Source organism: Mesorhizobium sp. W016, assembly GCF_054719485.1.
In genome coordinates, this window is the sequence record NZ_JBTTIF010000002.1 from 22,648 (window position 1) to 37,482 (window position 14,835).

General features: G+C 64.0%; 19 protein-coding genes. 8 read left to right on the plus strand and 11 right to left on the minus strand.

What is annotated here, in order from left to right; translation table 11 throughout:
* The first annotated feature begins 65 nt into the window (after nucleotides 1-65).
* From ACYG9V_RS00395 to ACYG9V_RS00410, 4 genes are all read left to right on the plus strand, one after another.
* Nucleotides 66-1,907: a CHASE3 domain-containing protein gene (locus ACYG9V_RS00395; RefSeq protein ID WP_023712843.1), complete on the plus strand. Its 1,842-nt coding sequence runs from the start codon at nucleotides 66-68 to the stop codon at nucleotides 1,905-1,907.
* Entirely contained in the window at nucleotides 1,904-2,203 is a 300-nt protein-coding gene (locus tag ACYG9V_RS00400; protein ID WP_023685779.1) for an antibiotic biosynthesis monooxygenase, read from the plus strand. Before ACYG9V_RS00395 ends, ACYG9V_RS00400 begins: the two co-directional genes overlap by 4 nt.
* A gap of 84 nt (nucleotides 2,204-2,287) precedes the next feature.
* Nucleotides 2,288-3,037, plus strand: a complete 750-nt coding sequence (gene ubiG, locus ACYG9V_RS00405) for a bifunctional 2-polyprenyl-6-hydroxyphenol methylase/3-demethylubiquinol 3-O-methyltransferase UbiG (RefSeq protein ID WP_023672976.1) — start codon at nucleotides 2,288-2,290, stop codon at nucleotides 3,035-3,037.
* Between the two features lie 23 nt (nucleotides 3,038-3,060).
* Complete coding sequence (locus tag ACYG9V_RS00410) at nucleotides 3,061-3,564, plus strand: MmcQ/YjbR family DNA-binding protein (protein WP_460222064.1); 504 nt, start codon at nucleotides 3,061-3,063, stop codon at nucleotides 3,562-3,564.
* On the opposite strand, the gene ACYG9V_RS00415 is transcribed toward ACYG9V_RS00410, so the two are convergent.
* Nucleotides 3,480-4,370 carry a DMT family transporter gene (locus ACYG9V_RS00415; RefSeq protein WP_460221889.1) on the minus strand — a complete coding sequence of 297 codons (891 nt, stop codon included), beginning with the start codon at nucleotides 4,368-4,370 and terminating at the stop codon, nucleotides 3,480-3,482. The two genes, ACYG9V_RS00410 and ACYG9V_RS00415, sit on opposite strands and share 85 nt — an antisense overlap.
* 101 nt (nucleotides 4,371-4,471) lie before the next feature.
* Between ACYG9V_RS00415 and ACYG9V_RS00420 the strand changes: the two genes are divergently transcribed.
* Nucleotides 4,472-4,957, plus strand: coding sequence for a MarR family winged helix-turn-helix transcriptional regulator (locus ACYG9V_RS00420; protein ID WP_023672979.1), 486 nt, complete (start codon nucleotides 4,472-4,474; stop codon nucleotides 4,955-4,957).
* A gap of 4 nt (nucleotides 4,958-4,961) precedes the next feature.
* Here ACYG9V_RS00420 and ACYG9V_RS00425 read toward each other — a convergent pair whose 3' ends face one another.
* The 4 genes from ACYG9V_RS00425 to ACYG9V_RS00440 form a co-directional block, all read right to left on the minus strand.
* Nucleotides 4,962-5,387: a DUF1178 family protein gene (locus ACYG9V_RS00425; protein ID WP_023685783.1), complete on the minus strand. Its 426-nt coding sequence runs from the start codon at nucleotides 5,385-5,387 to the stop codon at nucleotides 4,962-4,964.
* A complete protein-coding gene (locus ACYG9V_RS00430) occupies nucleotides 5,384-6,250 on the minus strand; it encodes a carbon-nitrogen hydrolase family protein (RefSeq protein ID WP_023804565.1) in 867 nt (288 codons plus the stop codon). Before ACYG9V_RS00430 ends, ACYG9V_RS00425 begins: the two co-directional genes overlap by 4 nt.
* Nucleotides 6,251-6,336: 86 nt before the next feature.
* Entirely contained in the window at nucleotides 6,337-6,618 is a 282-nt protein-coding gene (grxC, locus tag ACYG9V_RS00435; RefSeq protein ID WP_023804564.1) for a glutaredoxin 3, read from the minus strand.
* Nucleotides 6,619-6,640: 22 nt separating this feature from the next.
* Complete coding sequence (locus ACYG9V_RS00440; protein WP_196814971.1) at nucleotides 6,641-7,426, minus strand: ComF family protein; 786 nt, start codon at nucleotides 7,424-7,426, stop codon at nucleotides 6,641-6,643.
* 72 nt (nucleotides 7,427-7,498) lie between these two features.
* On the opposite strand from ACYG9V_RS00440, the gene ACYG9V_RS00445 reads away from it, so the two are divergent.
* Nucleotides 7,499-8,371, plus strand: coding sequence for a methyltransferase domain-containing protein (locus tag ACYG9V_RS00445; protein WP_023693999.1), 873 nt, complete (start codon nucleotides 7,499-7,501; stop codon nucleotides 8,369-8,371).
* Between the two features lie 12 nt (nucleotides 8,372-8,383).
* Here the strand turns inward: ACYG9V_RS00445 and ACYG9V_RS00450 are convergent, their stop codons facing one another.
* The 5 genes from ACYG9V_RS00450 to argJ all read right to left on the minus strand — a co-directional run bounded on the left by ACYG9V_RS00450 (nucleotide 8,384) and on the right by argJ (nucleotide 11,532).
* A complete protein-coding gene (locus tag ACYG9V_RS00450; protein ID WP_023672984.1) occupies nucleotides 8,384-8,566 on the minus strand; it encodes a Flp family type IVb pilin in 183 nt (60 codons plus the stop codon).
* Nucleotides 8,567-8,693: 127 nt separating this feature from the next.
* Complete coding sequence (locus tag ACYG9V_RS00455; RefSeq protein WP_023694000.1) at nucleotides 8,694-9,002, minus strand: hypothetical protein; 309 nt, start codon at nucleotides 9,000-9,002, stop codon at nucleotides 8,694-8,696.
* A gap of 97 nt (nucleotides 9,003-9,099) precedes the next feature.
* Nucleotides 9,100-9,516, minus strand: coding sequence for an 8-oxo-dGTP diphosphatase MutT (gene mutT, locus ACYG9V_RS00460; protein ID WP_023685791.1), 417 nt, complete (start codon nucleotides 9,514-9,516; stop codon nucleotides 9,100-9,102).
* Nucleotides 9,513-10,262 (minus strand): GNAT family N-acetyltransferase, encoded by a 750-nt coding sequence (locus ACYG9V_RS00465; RefSeq protein ID WP_352762748.1) that lies wholly within the window; start codon nucleotides 10,260-10,262, stop codon nucleotides 9,513-9,515. Before ACYG9V_RS00465 ends, mutT begins: the two co-directional genes overlap by 4 nt.
* Nucleotides 10,263-10,290: 28 nt before the next feature.
* Nucleotides 10,291-11,532: a bifunctional glutamate N-acetyltransferase/amino-acid acetyltransferase ArgJ gene (argJ, locus tag ACYG9V_RS00470; protein ID WP_023822807.1), complete on the minus strand. Its 1,242-nt coding sequence runs from the start codon at nucleotides 11,530-11,532 to the stop codon at nucleotides 10,291-10,293.
* Nucleotides 11,533-11,734: 202 nt separating this feature from the next.
* Between argJ and ACYG9V_RS00475 the strand changes: the two genes are divergently transcribed.
* Nucleotides 11,735-12,928 carry a caspase domain-containing protein gene (locus tag ACYG9V_RS00475; protein ID WP_352762691.1) on the plus strand — a complete coding sequence of 398 codons (1,194 nt, stop codon included), beginning with the start codon at nucleotides 11,735-11,737 and terminating at the stop codon, nucleotides 12,926-12,928.
* Between the two features lie 112 nt (nucleotides 12,929-13,040).
* Nucleotides 13,041-13,628, plus strand: coding sequence for a TetR/AcrR family transcriptional regulator (locus ACYG9V_RS00480; protein WP_023701426.1), 588 nt, complete (start codon nucleotides 13,041-13,043; stop codon nucleotides 13,626-13,628).
* Between the two features lie 46 nt (nucleotides 13,629-13,674).
* Here ACYG9V_RS00480 and ACYG9V_RS00485 read toward each other — a convergent pair whose 3' ends face one another.
* Complete coding sequence (locus ACYG9V_RS00485; RefSeq protein WP_352762693.1) at nucleotides 13,675-14,595, minus strand: peptidylprolyl isomerase; 921 nt, start codon at nucleotides 14,593-14,595, stop codon at nucleotides 13,675-13,677.
* Between the last annotated feature and the right edge of the window lie 240 nt (nucleotides 14,596-14,835).

Genomic DNA, 14,835 nt, shown 5'->3' on the forward strand with positions numbered 1-14,835 from the left:
AATGCTGCCCGCGGGAAACTCCTTTTGGTCCGGCATATCGAATGATTGTTCGCCTTCGACGCGCCATGCGGTGGCAATCGCTGCCGCTGTTCATCGGCTTCGCCGTGCTGGCGTTGATCGTCGGCACACGCGCCGTGCTGGTCGAGACCCAGAGAGCCAATCGTGAGGCCGCGCGCGAGGCGGTCGAGTATCAGGAATTGCTTTCCGGTTTGCTTGCGATGGCTCAGGAGGCCGAGACCAGCCAGCGCGGCTATCTCCTGACCGGCGAGAAATCCTACCTCCAGCCTTATCGGCAGGCGGTCGACGCCATTCCGGGCCAGCTTGCCCGCATCGACGGCATGACCGCGCCGGACGACGAACTCGTGCAGCAGATCAACCACGTCAAGGACGCGCTTTCACAAAACCAGGCCGAATTGGCTGAGACGATTGCACTCTACGATCGCGGCGATGCGGCAAAAGCTCTGGAACTGGTCCGCAGCGGCCAGGGCAAGGCCGCCATGGACCAGATCCGGGCCAGCATGGACACGATCCGGCGCATTGGCGGCGCAGCCATCGCCGCGCGCGACGCTCATACCGACCGGGTCGAAAACTGGCTGCGAATCGGCTCGATAGCGGCGCTGCTGGCGATCTTCCTGCTTGGCGCCTACACGGTTCGCCTTTCGCGCCGCCGGTTCCGCGCAGTGGCCATCGCCCAGGAAGAGCTGATGCGCAAGAACATCGAGCTCGGCAACGAAATTCAGACGCGTGAAAAGGCCGAATCGCAGATCCGCCAGATGCAGAAGATGGAGGCTGTGGGCCAGCTGACCGGCGGTATCGCCCACGATTTCAACAACATGCTGGCGGTGATCATCAGCGCCATGAACCTCGCCCAGCGCAAGCTGGCGCGGGGCGAGCACGACATCATGAAATTCATCGAAGCGGCGACCGATGCGGCGACCCGGGCCGCAAACTTGACGTCACGGCTGCTTGCCTTCTCGCGCCAGCAGCCGCTCGCGCCTCAGGTTGTAGACGCCAATCGTCTGGTCGCCGGCATGTCGGACCTGCTTCGGCGGGCGCTCGGCGAAACCATCCGCATCGAAACCGTGCTGGCTGGCGGCCTGTGGAAGACCCATGCCGATCCGAGCCAGCTCGAAAATGCCATTCTCAATCTGGCGGTCAATGCGCGCGACGCCATGAGCGAGGACGGCAAGATGACCATCGAGACCGCCAACAGCCACCTCGACGAGAGCTACGCCGCCACCCATGCCGAGGTCAAAGACGGCCAGTATGTGATGATCGCGGTCAGCGACACCGGCGCCGGCATGCCGGCGGACGTCATGGAGCGGGCTTTCGAGCCATTTTTCACCACCAAGCCGGTCGACAAGGGCACCGGCCTCGGGCTGAGCCAAGTGTTCGGCTTCGTCAAACAGTCCGGCGGACACGTCAAGATCTACTCGGAACCCGGCCAAGGCACCACGATCAGGATCTACCTGCCGCGCTTCTTCGGCCCGGAAGAGGCCGCCATATCTTCGGAACGAGCCGGAAATCCTGCCGTGCCGGTCACCGAAACCATCCTTGTCGTGGAGGACGATCCACGCGTGCGGGCTTCCACCACCGATGCCATGCGCGAACTCGGCTACACCGTCATTCATGCCGCAAGCGGCCAGGAAGCGCTGGAAAAGCTGGGCGACAACCCTGGTGTGGCGCTCATGTTCACCGATATCGTCATGCCGGTGATGAATGGGCGCAAGCTCGCCGAGGAGGCGCTGGCGCGCATGCCGAAGCTGAAGGTGATCTTCACCACCGGCTTCACCAGGAACGCCGTCGTCCACAATGGCGTGCTCGACCATGACGTGCATTTCCTGGCCAAGCCCTTCACCATCGAGCAGCTGGCGGCGAAATTGCGCGACGTGCTGGACGCAAGATGACCGAGACCCTGGAAATCGTCACCTTTCGCCTCAAGCCTGGAGCGGAAGCGGCCTTTGCCGCCGCCAACAACCTGGTCGCCGACTGGCTGGCGCGGCAACCTGGTTTCGTAAACCGCTGCCTGGCGCGGCGGGACGATGGCGGATGGGTCGATGTGGTGCGCTGGCGAAGTCGCGAGCAGGCTCTCGCCGCCGCGGGCCGCATCATGGCCGAGATCGGCGATTGCGAAGCGATGCGGGCCATCGATCCCGCAAGTGTTGCGATGGAACATTCGGCAATTGTGATCTCGAGGCCATAGGTCGACTAGCCAGCAGTCGCAAAAACCGTCCTTGACTTTCTTGCCCCGGCACCCGACTTCCTAGCGTCCGAGGAGACCCGCCCCATGCCAGAGGCCCGACGATCGACAATCGATGCCGGAGAAGTGGAACGCTTTTCCGCGCTTGCCGCCGAATGGTGGAACCCGAACGGCAAATTCCGTCCGCTGCACAAATTCAACCCGGTCCGGCTTGCCTATATCCGGGACCAGGTGGCGGCGCGCTTTGGCCGCGATCCGCGGGCGGCGCGGCCGTTCGAAGGCCTGCGTTTCCTCGATATCGGCTGCGGCGGTGGGTTATTGTGCGAGCCGATGGCAAGGCTTGGCGCCGAAGTGGTCGGCGCCGACGCCTCGGCAACCAACATCGAGGTGGCGAAGCTGCACGCGGCCGAAGGCGGCGTGACGGTGGATTATCGCGCTACGACCGCTGAGGATTTGGCCGATTCCGGCGAGAAATTCGACGTCGTCCTCAACATGGAAGTTGTCGAGCATGTTGCCGATGTCGACCTGTTCATCGGCAAGTGCGGCGAGATGGTCAAGCCCGGCGGCATCATGTTCGTGGCTACCATCAACCGCACGCTGAAGGCACTGGGCCTGGCCATCATCGGCGCCGAATATGTGCTGCGGTGGCTGCCGCGCGGCACCCACCAGTTCGGCAAGCTGGTGCGGCCCGAAGAGCTTGAAAAGGCGCTCGGCAGCGCCGCCATGACCATCATCGACCGTACCGGCGTGACCTACAATCCTCTCGCCGACCGCTGGGCACGCTCCAAGGACATGGACGTCAACTATATGGTGCTGGCGGAAAAACGATCGGTCTGAACGAAGGGGCGGCCGTGGACACTATGAGGGCCCGAGAGCTGGCGCTCGATCTGCCCGAAACGGTCGAGCAATCGCATTTCGGCAAGGCTGACTTCCGCGTCCGCAACCGTATCTTCGTCTCGCTGCCCGAAGCCGACCGTGCTGTCGTCAAGCTCGACCGCGACCAGCAAGAGATGATGGCCGCGGCTGAGCCATCGGTTTTCAGGCCCGTGACAGGCGGCTGGGGCCAAAAGGGATGGACGTCGATTATGCTCGAAGCCTGCGACGAACAGACATTCCGCAGCGCAGTTCGGACGCCTGGCGAAACGTCGCCCCGCCGGCGCTACGGAAGCGCCTCGACGCGAGCCAAATTTGAGCTTGAGCAGTTCGAGCAAAGTGTGAAGCGGTTTTCCCGGGAAAAGCGCATAGCGCTTTGCCTAGGGAATTGCGTAAACCAAAGACCCTATGCCTTCTGGCTCTGCGCCTTGGTGGTGATGATCACGCCGATGGTGATGATCACCGCGCCGGCCCAAGTCAGCAACTGGTAGTGCTCGCCGAGGAAGATGGTTCCGGCAAACAGGCCGACGGCCGCCGCCACATAGCCGATCTGGCTGAGATAGACCGGACCGCCCACGGCCTGCAGCCGGAAGAAGAAGGCAAACATCGCCGAGGCCGAAGCGACTTGCGCCACGACAACCAGCGGCACGGCCCTGAGCGGGGCGAAAGCGCCAACGCCGAACAGCGCGAGAATGCCGATCAGCAGCAGCGTCGCCGAGGCCAGGTGGCTGCCGACGGCCAGTTCGATCGGACCGGTGCCTTCGGGCCAGTCGACGGTGCGATAGATATTGCCGGCGGCAAGGCTGACCGGGATCAAAAGTCCGACCAGTACCCAGAAGAAATCGGCCGGCTGGCCGGCCTCGCCGCGAGTCACCGCCACCATGACCGCGCCGATGAAGCCGACGGCGATACCGATACTGCCGAGCATATTTGGCCGTCGAACGCCGAGCAGGATCGAAAACACCAGTGTGATGACCGGCGACAGCGTGAACATGATGCCGGTATAGCCGGCGCCGAGATGCGGGATAGCCGAAAACATCAGCAGATTGGGCACGGCGTAGGACACGGCGGCGGTGATGAAGAAATAGCGCAGTCTGTGCGAGGTGAGCCGCATGCGCTCGCCGTTCGCGAGCAACGCGCACAGCAGCACGCCCCCGGCGCCGAACGAGATAACGAAGGCCCAGACCATGGCCGGAACGCCGGCAGCCGTCGCCAGCTTGCCGAACGGCAGGGTCAGGCCGAGCAGGCCGCCGGTGACGACCAGCAGGCCAAGCGCCAATTCCCAGAGAAATTTCATCGGATGGTCCCGTCACTCACTTGCGGCACTGGGTCGAAACTGTATCTTGAGGTAGCATACCACAAAGATTCTTAACGTCAAGATACTTAGCGGTGAGACAGATGGATCGCGCGGCAAAGGCGGTGGAGCAATGGAAGCGGGAACGGCCGGACCTGGAGGTGTCGCCAATGCTGGTGCTTGGGCGGCTGAACGAAGCCTCGTCGCTAATCGCCCGCGAGCGCCTCGCCCCGCTGTTTGCCCGTTTCGGGCTGCAGGCCGGCGAATTCGATGTGCTGGCGACGCTGCGCCGCTCCGGCCAGCCCTACGCGCTGACACCGACCGCTCTATACGAGGCGACGATGGTGACCTCTGGGGCCATGACCAACCGGCTCGACCGGCTGGAGAAGGCCGGACTGATCCTGCGCGGCCCGCACCCCAACGACCGGCGTGGCATTGTCGTGCAACTGACCGAAAAAGGTCTGGCCTTGATCGACGAAGCCCTGACCGCCCACGTCGCCAACGAGCATGAAATCCTCGCCGGGCTCACCGGCACGGAGCGGGGGGCACTGGCTCAGTTGCTTGGCAAATTGATCGATAGCGCCAGCTGATCGCTCAATTGCGCTCCTCGGGAAAACTCGGGATCGGCATGAAATCGATGCCATCCTCGGCCAAGCTCTTGGCTTCGTCCAACGTCGCCTCGCCATAGATGCCGCGCGCATCGCTCTCGCCGAAATGGATCTTGCGCGCTTCTTCGGCAAACTTGTCGCCGACATAGTCGGCATTCTCGCGCACCTTCTCGGCCATCGCCTTCAGTTGCGCCAAAGCCTGCTTCTGGGTTTCGCCCATGGCCAGCGCAATTGTTTCCTGCTTCCGCGCGGTGGAGACGGCTGGCGCCATCAGCGCCTTTTGCACCTTGTGCGAGCCGCAGCTCGGGCAATCGACGAAGCCGCGCTTCCTCTGCGTGTCGAAATCGTCATTGCTGCGAAACCAGCCCTCGAATTCGTGCTCGTGCTCGCAGATCAGGGCAAAGCGGATCACGAAGCCGCGCCCCTGAGCCGCGGCACTTCAGCCGTGCCGGCATTGACGGCAAAATCGCGCGCATTCCTAAGGTTGGGGATTTTTTTGCGCGCGGCCGACGACTGTGCGGTATCGATCTCGCCGATAATCACGCCCGGCTCGGCATGGACGGCCTCGGCGATGATGCGACCCCACGGGTCGACGATCAGCGAATGGCCATAGGTCTCGCGGCCGTCCTCATGCAGGCCACCTTGTGCTGCAGCAACCACATAGGCGCCGTTCTCGATGGCGCGGGCTCGCAGCAGCACATGCCAGTGCGCTTCGCCGGTCTGGCGGGTGAAGGCGGCAGGCACCGACAAGAGGTCGGCGCCGGCCATCGCCTCGGCGCGGAACAGCTGCGGAAAGCGTAGATCGTAGCAGACGGCAAAGCCCAGCCTGGCGCCGTCGATCTCGGTGACGACCGCTTCGGTGCCCGGCTCATAGGCGGCGGATTCGCGCCAGCTTTCGCCATTGTCGAGATCGACGTCGAACATGTGGATCTTGTCATAGGTGGCGAGCGTCGCGCCATCCGGCCCAAACAGCAGCGCCCGGTTGGCGAGCTTGCCGTCGGCGCGCAGGATGGCGGTAGAGCCAATATGCAAGAAGACGCCGAGTTCGCTGGCGAGCTTGCGCGCGGTCGCCACGACGATGTCCTTGTCTTCCGAGGTGAAGGAAGCAGCCCTGGCTTCCTTGTCGCGAATCAGCGCTCCGGTCATTTCCGGGGTCTGGATGTAGGTTGCACCGAGGCCTGCCGCCTCGCGAACCAGCCGTTCGAGATCGACCGCGTTGCGCTCGGGGCTCTCGCCCGAACGCATCTGGATCGCCGCCGCCTTGAAAACACCCATCGTCACGTCCTCTTTGAGCAATTCCAGGAAAAGTGTGTACCGGTTTTCCGTCCGAAATTGCATAAAAACAAAGACATAGAGCGGCCCTACGAACCGCTCTTTGTCGTCGAGCCGTTGGCAAGCAGCCTGTCCAGCTGGCCCCGCGCCTCCAATTCGTGGAGGTCGTCGGAGCCGCCGACATGCGTGTCGCCGATGAAAATCTGCGGAAAGGTCGAGCGGCCATGCGCCCGCGAAATCATTTCCTGGCGCAATTCCGGCGAAAACGAAGCGTCATGCTCGGTGTAAGCGACGCCCTTGCGTTCGAGCAGCCGCTTGGCCGCCGCGCAATAGCCGCACATCATACGGGTGTAAATCGTCACATCGAGCATCGGTCCGTGCCTTTCCTCGACCTTATATAGTCGCGGACTCGTCGGCCCGAAAGTCCCCCGGCAGGACACGCGCGAAGGTCAGCACATCGACCGCTCCGGCGCCGCCCTTCTTCAGCGCCCTGGCGACCGAGCGTACGGTGGCGCCGGTGGTGTAGACATCGTCGACCAGAAGCACGCGGCGCCCAGTGATCTCGATTTCGGCTTCCGCAGGCACACGGAAGGCGGCGCGGACATTGGCCTCGCGCTCCTGCCGCTCCAGCCCGACCTGCTGGCGCGTGAGCTTGACGCGCCGGACCGCCGAGGGCGAGAAAGGCAGCCCGCTAAGCTGCGCAACCGCCCTTGCCAACTCCGCCGACTGGTTGAACTGCCGGCGAAAGAAGCGCCGCCAGTGCAGCGGCACCGGTACGACGACATCGGCGTCTGCAATTAGCTCAGCGCCGGCGCGCAGCATCCAGCGCGCCATCCACGGCGCCAGATCGGTGCGATCCTGGTATTTCAGACCTTGCACCATCTGGCGGGCGACACCTGAATAGGCCACGGCCGCCCGCGCCCGCTCGAACGGCGGCGGATCGGCGATCGCCTCGGCCGACAGGAATCCCTCGCCCATATCGTGCGTGAATGGCGTGCCCATCACCGCGCACCATGGCCGCTCCAGCAGCCTGAGTTTCGGCCAGCAGGCACCGCACAAAACGCCGGGTTGCGAGACGTGCCTGCGACAGCCGGCACAGACCGGCGGGAACAGCATCCGCGCCGGCCAGTCCAACATGGCCAGTTTCAACATGGTTTGAGCGAGGCTCTTGATCTCCATCACCGGATCGGCCACGTGGTTTTGACGTCCGCGCCAGGATATCACTAGACGGACAAACAGGGATGTCTACCGTTGCAGCCGATCATCGATACTGAACTTTGGCTGGTGCGCAAGCGCAGGGCGCTGGCCCACCCCGTAGCCGGCGCGGATTTTCTGATGCGGCGGGCGGCGGAAGACCTTGCCGACCGGCTCGGCGCGGTCGAGCGGAAATTCGGCAAGGCCGCGGTGCTGTTTTGCCAGACGCCGGACGCAACGGACGTGGTCGCTGCAAGCGGCAAGGCAGCGGAGATCGTGCGCGTCGAGGCAGATCCAGCGTTTCTGGACGGCCGGCCAGGGCTGATAGCACCGCTGGAAACAGTGCCGTTCCAGCCGGAAAGCCTCGACCTCGTCGTTTCACTTCTGTCGTTGCAGGCGATGAACGACATTCCCGGCATGCTGGTGCAGATCCGCCGCGCTCTGCGGCCCGACGGGCTTTTCCTCGGCGCCTTTGCCGGCGCCGGCACGCTTTCCGAATTGCGCGAAAGCCTGCTCGCCGCCGAGACCGAACTCTATGGCGGCGCCAGCCCGCGTGTCATCCCCTTCACCGATGTTCGCGACGCCGGCGCACTGCTGCAGCGCGCCGGACTGGCGCTGCCGGTGGCCGACGTCGAAACGGTGACCGTCCGCTACGATACCCTCTTCGACCTCATTGCCGATCTCAGGGCGATGGGCGAAACCAGCGCGCTGACCGATCGCAGCCGGCGACCGGGAGCGCGAAAGCATTTTACCCGTGCCGCCGAAATCTATGCCGAACGCTTTTCGGACGCTGATGGCCGCATCAGGGCAAGCTTTTCCATCGTCTGGATGTCGGGCTGGGCGCCCGATGCCTCGCAGCAAAAGCCCTTGAAACCGGGTTCGGCGAAGGTCTCGCTGAAGACGATACTGGAAAACCCCGGCGGGCGGTGACGGCGCTCCGGATCAGTGCTCGGCGAAGGCGTTTGCGAGCCTGCTGTTGTTGTCGCTGAACAGAAACTGGATCGCATTGCTGGCCTTGCCGACACCCCCGACGATGGCAAGCGACAGCACCGCAACGATCAGGCCATATTCAATGGCCGTGGCGCCTGTTTCGTCCTGCAAAAATCGGCGCAGCAATGGCTTCATGATCGTCGATCCCTCTCATCCCCGACCATATCGCCGACCTGTTAAGAAAGGTTAACGGCACAAGCTTAACAGGCTGTGAAATGGGCCTGCGTTGAGGAAGTTCTCAAGCTGGTGTCGACCTTGTTGGTCAGCAGTCGCCGCTGCGTTGGCCGTCGGCGCGGATGATGCAGACTGAGCTCGGTGAGGGCTGCAGCACGCTTCTGCGCAGCGTATAGGTGGCCCGCGAGCCGATCGAACCCGTGCTCATCGGGTCGAGACCGCCTGCAAGAGCATCGCGGCTGGATGATCGCGTCTGGTTGTCCAGCACGGGGACCGCGATCAGCGCCAGCGCCACTGCGGCCGAGCCGAACAACAGCGTGACGCGCAATAAGCCGACGCCGGCGGCGCGAAAGCTGCGATCTGGCCGGATCGAGTCCCATTCCCTGTCGAGGCTCATGCAATCGCTCCCCGTGAACCCGCTTTGCCGCAATTTTTCACGACGAGATAAATCTTCCATTAACGCTGGCTAGATCAGACCGCGAAATGGCTTTGTATCACAACAGGTCGATGAGGAACTGGATTAGCGGCGCGTCGGCCGGCGGCATGGGATAGTCGCGCATCTGCTTTGGCCGCACCCATTTCAACGCCTGCCCTTCCCTGGGCTGCGCGATGCCGCGGAAGCGGCGGCAGACGAACAGGGGCATCAGGAGATGGAAATCATCATAGGAATGGCTGGCGAAGGTGAGCGGCGCCAGGCAAGGAATGTCAGTCTCGATGCCGATTTCTTCCTGCAGTTCGCGGATCAGGCATTGTTCCGGCGTCTCGCCTGGCTCTACCTTGCCGCCGGGAAATTCCCACAGGCCGGCAAGCTGTTTGCCCTCGGGCCGCTGCGCCAGAAGCACCCGCCCATCGGTATCGACCAGCGCGCACGCGGCGACCAGCAGCAGGCGTTTGCCGGTGATCTCGCTCATGCGCCCGGCGGCCGGCGATAGTGGTAGCGATAGACTTCGTCGAAGCCCAGCGAGCGATAGAGCGCCAGCGCCGGCGCATTGCCGGCCTCGACCTGCAGCCAGGCTTCGCGAGCGCCACGCAGCCTCGCCCACTTCAGCGCCGACAGGATCAGGTTGCGGCCATGGCCCTGATTGCGCGCCGACTTGGCGGTGGCGATCTCGAACAGGCCGGCAAGATCGCCGTCATGGACGCAGATCAGCACCGCCAGAGGGTCGGCCCCTTCCTCCAGCGCAAACAGCCCGACTTCGGGTTGGATGGCGCCGATGATTTCCGAAAAACCGGGCCGCAGCGATGCATCCGAGCCGCTGACCTTGAGCGACGCGCCGAGAAAGCGGCTGATATCCTTCAGCGGAATCTGGTCCATGGCCGGCGCCAGTTGCGCGTCCGCCAGCGGCAGCCGCATCACCAGGGATTCGTCGAATGTGCTCCAGCCCTCATTGTCGAGATGCTTGGCTAGGTCCGGCCCCGACAGCGGCGAGATGCGGAAGGTCAGCGGCCTGCCATAGGCGTCGAAGCGCCGGCTGGCGCGGCCGATGCGCTCGGCAATGTGCTGGGTGTCGCCGGGATCGAGCGGGTTGACCGAGTTCAGCCGCTTGGCCGGATGGCCGGCTGTCAGCCGCACCACCCAGGTGCCGTCATAATGCACGGCCGCCGCCGGCCAGGCGCGAAACCCCGCAGCCTCGTAGCGGCGCACGATGGCGAGCATGCTTGCCGGATGCCTGGAAGCCAACCCATCAACTCCGGTAATCGCCATTGATGGCGACATATTCCTTGGTGAGGTCGCAGGTCCACACCGTCGCCTTGCCGCGGCCGATACCGATATCGGCGCGGATGCGAATGTCGTCGCGCTTCATATAGGCCGAGGTCGCTTCCTCGGAGTAGCCCGGGTCGCGTTCGCCCTCATGCGCCAGACGGTTGTCGCCGAACCAGATCGACAGCCGGTCGCGATCGGCCGGCTCGCCGGCCTTGCCGACGGCCATGACGACGCGGCCCCAATTGGCGTCCTCGCCGGCAACCGCCGTCTTGACCAGCGGCGAATTGGCGATGGACAGCGCGATGCGCTTGGCCGAGCGCGCCGATTTGGCGCCGGTAACGGTGACTTCGACCTGCTTGCGGGCGCCCTCGCCGTCGCGCACCACTTGCAGCGCCAGCGATTTGAGCACCTTGCCCAGCGCCCGGCGGAACGCGCCGAGACGCGCATCCTTGGGATCGCTGATGGCGGGCGCGCCGCGCTCGGCAGCGGCTCCGGTGGCGAACAACAGCAGCGTGTCGCTGGTCGAGGTGTCGCTGTCGACGGTGACGGCGTTGAAGGTCTTGGCCGTGCCGCGCGACAACAAGTCCTGCAGCACGGGGGCGGCGATCGGCGCATCGGTGGCGATGAAGGACAGCATAGTCGCCATATCGGGCGCGATCATGCCGGCGCCCTTGGAGATGCCATTGATGATGACGTCGGTGTCGCCGAGCTTGACCGTCGCTGTCGCCACTTTCGGATAGGTGTCGGTGGTCATGATGGCCTTTGCGGCCTCGGTCCACAGATCCGGCTTGCCGTCCTTGACCAGTCCGGCGAGCAAATGGCTGAATTTGGTGGTGTCGAGCGGCTCGCCGATTACCCCGGTAGAAGCGAGGAACACTTCGCCTGGCGTGCAGCCTGCGGCCTTGGCCGCGGCCTCGCCGGTCAGTTGGGTGGAGGCGCGGCCCTTCTTGCCGGTGAAGGCGTTGGCGTTGCCGGAATTGACGACCAGCACCCGCGCCTTGCCGGCGCCAAGGTTCTCGCGGCAGAAGTCGACCGGCGCCGAGGGGCATTTCGACTTCGTGAACACGCCGGCAACCGCTGTGCCGGCATCGAAGACCATGGCCAAGAGGTCGGTACGGTTCTTGTACTTGATCCCGGCCTCGGCGGTGGCGATGCGCACGCCCTCAATGGCAGGCATTTTGGGATATTTCTTCGGCGCGAGCGGCGAAATCGTTGCGGACATTGGGGACCTCGGGCGACGGAAAAACGCTAGGCGAAGGCCGGTTTGCCCGATAGCACGGCCCGGCGCAAGGGCGTTTTCTTGGCCGCCGCTGTCGGCAAGCCACCAGGGATTAAGCTTGCATTTCAAATCCGTTGGCGTCACCGGGGCCTCTGGCGTTATGATATCGGCCATGGGCAGGCTGGTGATCTTGGCGGTGGCGTGTATGGGGCTTTTGCTCCTGAGCGCCGATGCGCAGCCGGAACGGCGCGTGGCGCTGGTCATCGGCAATGGCACCTATGCCGAAGCCGGCACGCTCACCAATCCGGTCAACGATGCCCTCGATATTGCCGGCAAGCTGCGCTCGATCGGCTTCGACGTCATCGAGGGCAACGATCTCGGCAAGCGCGAACTCGAGCGCAAGATCGGCGAATTTTCCGACGCGCTGGAAGGTGCGGGCGTCGGGCTTTTCTATTACGCCGGCCACGGCCTGCAGGTGGAAGGGCGCAACTACATCGTGCCGGTCGACGCCCGGCTCGACATGCCGGTCAAGCTGCAGCTCGAAGCCGTGCCGATCGACGAAGTCCTCGACATCATGGAGCAGCAGACCAAGGTCAGCCTGGTTTTCCTTGACGCCTGCCGCAACAATCCCTTTGCCCGCAGCCTGAGTCGCACCGCCACCACGCGCTCGGCAACGGCGCTTGCCGGTCTGGCGCAGTTCGATTCGACGCGCGGCTCCTTCATCGCCTTCTCGACGGCGCCAGGCGCTGTCGCCATGGACGGCACCGGGCGCAATTCGCCGTTCGCCGCCGCCCTGCTGCGGCACATGGCCGAGCCCGGCCAGAGCATCAACGACATGATGATCGCGGTGCGCCGCGACGTGGTTTCCGAAACCCGTGAGGGCCAGCGCCCATGGGAACAGGGCTCGCTGCTCGAACGGTTTGAGTTTGTGCCTGACGGTGTGGCTGCAGCGCCGCCGCCGGCCGTTGCGCCGGCGCAGTCCAGCCAGGTGGCAGCGCTCGAACGTTCCGTTGGCGACGACAAAACCGCGATCGAGAAATTTCTGCGCGACGCCTATCTTGCGCCCGATGCCGCGGCGATCGGCGAGACCGTCAAACGGCTCTATGCGCCTTCCGCCACCATCTTCGGCACGCGCTATGACAGCGACGCCGTCGTCAAGCTCAAGACGGACTGGTTCGCGCAATTTGCATCCTGGTCGTTCAATCTCGAGCCCGGCAGCCTCGAGGTGACGCCGCAGGGCGAGAACCGCGCCGAAGCCGTGTTCGCGATGAGCTATGACTATATGTCGAAAGACAAATCGGCGGCGCGCATGACCGGCAAGGCACGCGTCACGCTTGGGCTTGTGAAGAGCGACGGCCAATGGCGGATCGCCTCGGAAACCTCGCAAGCGATGAACTGAAATCCCCGCCAAGGGCGAATGTGAGACCTGTTTCTACACCGCTGGAAACGGGCCGTTTCGTTTGACTGCCAGCTAACCTATATTGTCTACGAAATTGCTGGCGAGGACAAATATGGGCGAGGATCCGGCGCGCAGATCGATTGGGGCGCGGCGCAATCCGGACAGCGCCGAGGCCATTCTCGAGGCCGCGGAGGCACTACTGGTCGAGGCCGGCTATGCCGGCTTCTCCATCGAGGCCGTCGCGCGGCGTGCCCGCGCCGGCAAACCCACGATCTATCGCTGGTGGCCGAGCAAGGCGGCCCTGCTGCTGGAGGTCTACAAGCGGCAAAAGCGTGTCGACGTCCCCGATACCGGCAGTCTCGAAGACGACCTCGTCGGTTTCCTGAGGAACCTCTTCGCGCATTGGCGCGACACATCCTCGGGCAGCGTATTCCGCTCGCTGATCGCCGAGGCCCAGTCGGACGAAGCGGCGGCCGCGGCCCTGACTGGCTATGCCGATGGGCGCGTGTCCCACACCGCTCGGATCATCGAGCGCGCCAAGGCGCGCGGCGAGGTTGCGGCCGATATCGACGCAGCGCTGGTCGCCGACCTCATCGCTTCCTATGCCTGGAAACACCTTTTGACCAACCGGCTGGACGAAGATGAGGCGACAATCCGTGCCACTGCCCGCTATGTGATGTCAGGCATCTCCCGCAATTGAAAAGGGCGCCGAACGGCGCCCTTTGCATGTTTTTTCGGTGCCGGCCTTACTTGCCGGCTTCCATCGTGTCGACGGCCTTCTTCAGATTGGCGTCGGGGATTTCGACCTTGGCGGCGCCGCGCAGCTGCTTGACCAGTGCGAAATACTTGTCGCGGATCACCGCCTGCTTGGCCTGGTCCTTGACGTCGTCGAAGGCCGGCGGCTGTTTGGTGCGCTTGTCCTCGAGCTTGATGACATGCCAGCCGAATTGCGTTTGCACCGGCTCCTTGGTGTATTTGCCGATTTCGAGCGCAACTGCCGCCTTGTCGAATTCCGGCACCATCTGCCCCGGGCCGAACCAGCCGAGATCACCGCCATTGGTCTTGCCCGAGGGATCGCTGGTATGCTCGTTGGCGAGCTTCTGGAAGTCTGCGCCGCCATCGAGCTGCTTGATGATCGCCTCGGCCTCTTCCTTCGTCTTCACGAGGATGTGACGGGCATGAATCTCATTGACCGGCGGCGTGCTGGCGATTTCCTGGTCGTAGCGGGCGCGCACCTCGGCATCGGTAACCTTGTCGACGACGCCCTTCTCGACCATCTCGCCATGCAGCGCGCGCTGCTGCAGGAACGCCATGCGGCGCTGGAATTCGGGATCCTTGTCGAGCCCGATAGCGACCGCCTGGGCGGCCATGACGCGGATTTCGATGGCCGCCGAAAGGGCGGCGGCGCGGCGCTGCTCGGGTGGCAACTGCGAGAACTGCTGCGACAGCTCGCCCTCGGCAAGCCCAAGGTCCGCCTCGGTCAGCTTCTGGCCATTGACGGTAGCGATAACGGCGTTCGGATCGACGGGGGCTGCCGCCGGCGCTGCTGCGGCATCGGCCGGGGCGGGAGCGGCTTCCTGGGCCATCAGCGGAGACAGCGACAGGGCCGACAGGCCGAAAGCCAAGCCAAGGCTGGCGAGCGACGCACGGCGAAACAGTAAGGACATCAAGATTAACTCCAAGGGGGGATTGGTAGGCTTGCAGATCAGCCGGATTGTGGCGGAATTTGGCGCTGCCCATAGGGCTAACGCGGCGTTGACATCAGTTGAGCCCCCTCTTATCTGTCCAACGACTTTGCGTCCAGAACCGTTTTCCGGGCGCTTTTTGTGTTTGTCCGCGTTTCACGCGGAATTGATGGGGCCGGCCGGCGCTCATCTCAAAATTGAGAATTCTATCGAAAGGACCAT

Excerpts from the sequence above, each read along its gene's own strand:
- ACYG9V_RS00475 (WP_352762691.1), top strand. The coding sequence starts at position 11,735 with ATGGGGCTTTTGCTCCTGAGCGCCGATGCGCAGCCGGAACGGCGCGTG.
- ACYG9V_RS00465 (WP_352762748.1), bottom strand. The coding sequence starts at position 10,262 with ATGCTCGCCATCGTGCGCCGCTACGAGGCTGCGGGGTTTCGCGCCTGG.
- ACYG9V_RS00410 (WP_460222064.1), top strand. The coding sequence starts at position 3,061 with ATGAGGGCCCGAGAGCTGGCGCTCGATCTGCCCGAAACGGTCGAGCAA.
- mutT (WP_023685791.1), bottom strand. The coding sequence starts at position 9,516 with ATGAGCGAGATCACCGGCAAACGCCTGCTGCTGGTCGCCGCGTGCGCG.
- ACYG9V_RS00400 (WP_023685779.1), top strand. The coding sequence starts at position 1,904 with ATGACCGAGACCCTGGAAATCGTCACCTTTCGCCTCAAGCCTGGAGCG.
- grxC (WP_023804564.1), bottom strand. The coding sequence starts at position 6,618 with ATGCTCGATGTGACGATTTACACCCGTATGATGTGCGGCTATTGCGCG.
- argJ (WP_023822807.1), bottom strand. The coding sequence starts at position 11,532 with ATGTCCGCAACGATTTCGCCGCTCGCGCCGAAGAAATATCCCAAAATG.
- ACYG9V_RS00485 (WP_352762693.1), bottom strand. The coding sequence starts at position 14,595 with ATGTCCTTACTGTTTCGCCGTGCGTCGCTCGCCAGCCTTGGCTTGGCT.
- ACYG9V_RS00430 (WP_023804565.1), bottom strand. The coding sequence starts at position 6,250 with ATGGGTGTTTTCAAGGCGGCGGCGATCCAGATGCGTTCGGGCGAGAGC.
- ACYG9V_RS00415 (WP_460221889.1), bottom strand. The coding sequence starts at position 4,370 with ATGAAATTTCTCTGGGAATTGGCGCTTGGCCTGCTGGTCGTCACCGGC.
- ACYG9V_RS00450 (WP_023672984.1), bottom strand. The coding sequence starts at position 8,566 with ATGAAGCCATTGCTGCGCCGATTTTTGCAGGACGAAACAGGCGCCACG.
- ACYG9V_RS00420 (WP_023672979.1), top strand. The coding sequence starts at position 4,472 with ATGGATCGCGCGGCAAAGGCGGTGGAGCAATGGAAGCGGGAACGGCCG.
- ACYG9V_RS00395 (WP_023712843.1), top strand. The coding sequence starts at position 66 with ATGCGGTGGCAATCGCTGCCGCTGTTCATCGGCTTCGCCGTGCTGGCG.
- ACYG9V_RS00455 (WP_023694000.1), bottom strand. The coding sequence starts at position 9,002 with ATGAGCCTCGACAGGGAATGGGACTCGATCCGGCCAGATCGCAGCTTT.
- ubiG (WP_023672976.1), top strand. The coding sequence starts at position 2,288 with ATGCCAGAGGCCCGACGATCGACAATCGATGCCGGAGAAGTGGAACGC.
- ACYG9V_RS00440 (WP_196814971.1), bottom strand. The coding sequence starts at position 7,426 with ATGGAGATCAAGAGCCTCGCTCAAACCATGTTGAAACTGGCCATGTTG.
- ACYG9V_RS00480 (WP_023701426.1), top strand. The coding sequence starts at position 13,041 with ATGGGCGAGGATCCGGCGCGCAGATCGATTGGGGCGCGGCGCAATCCG.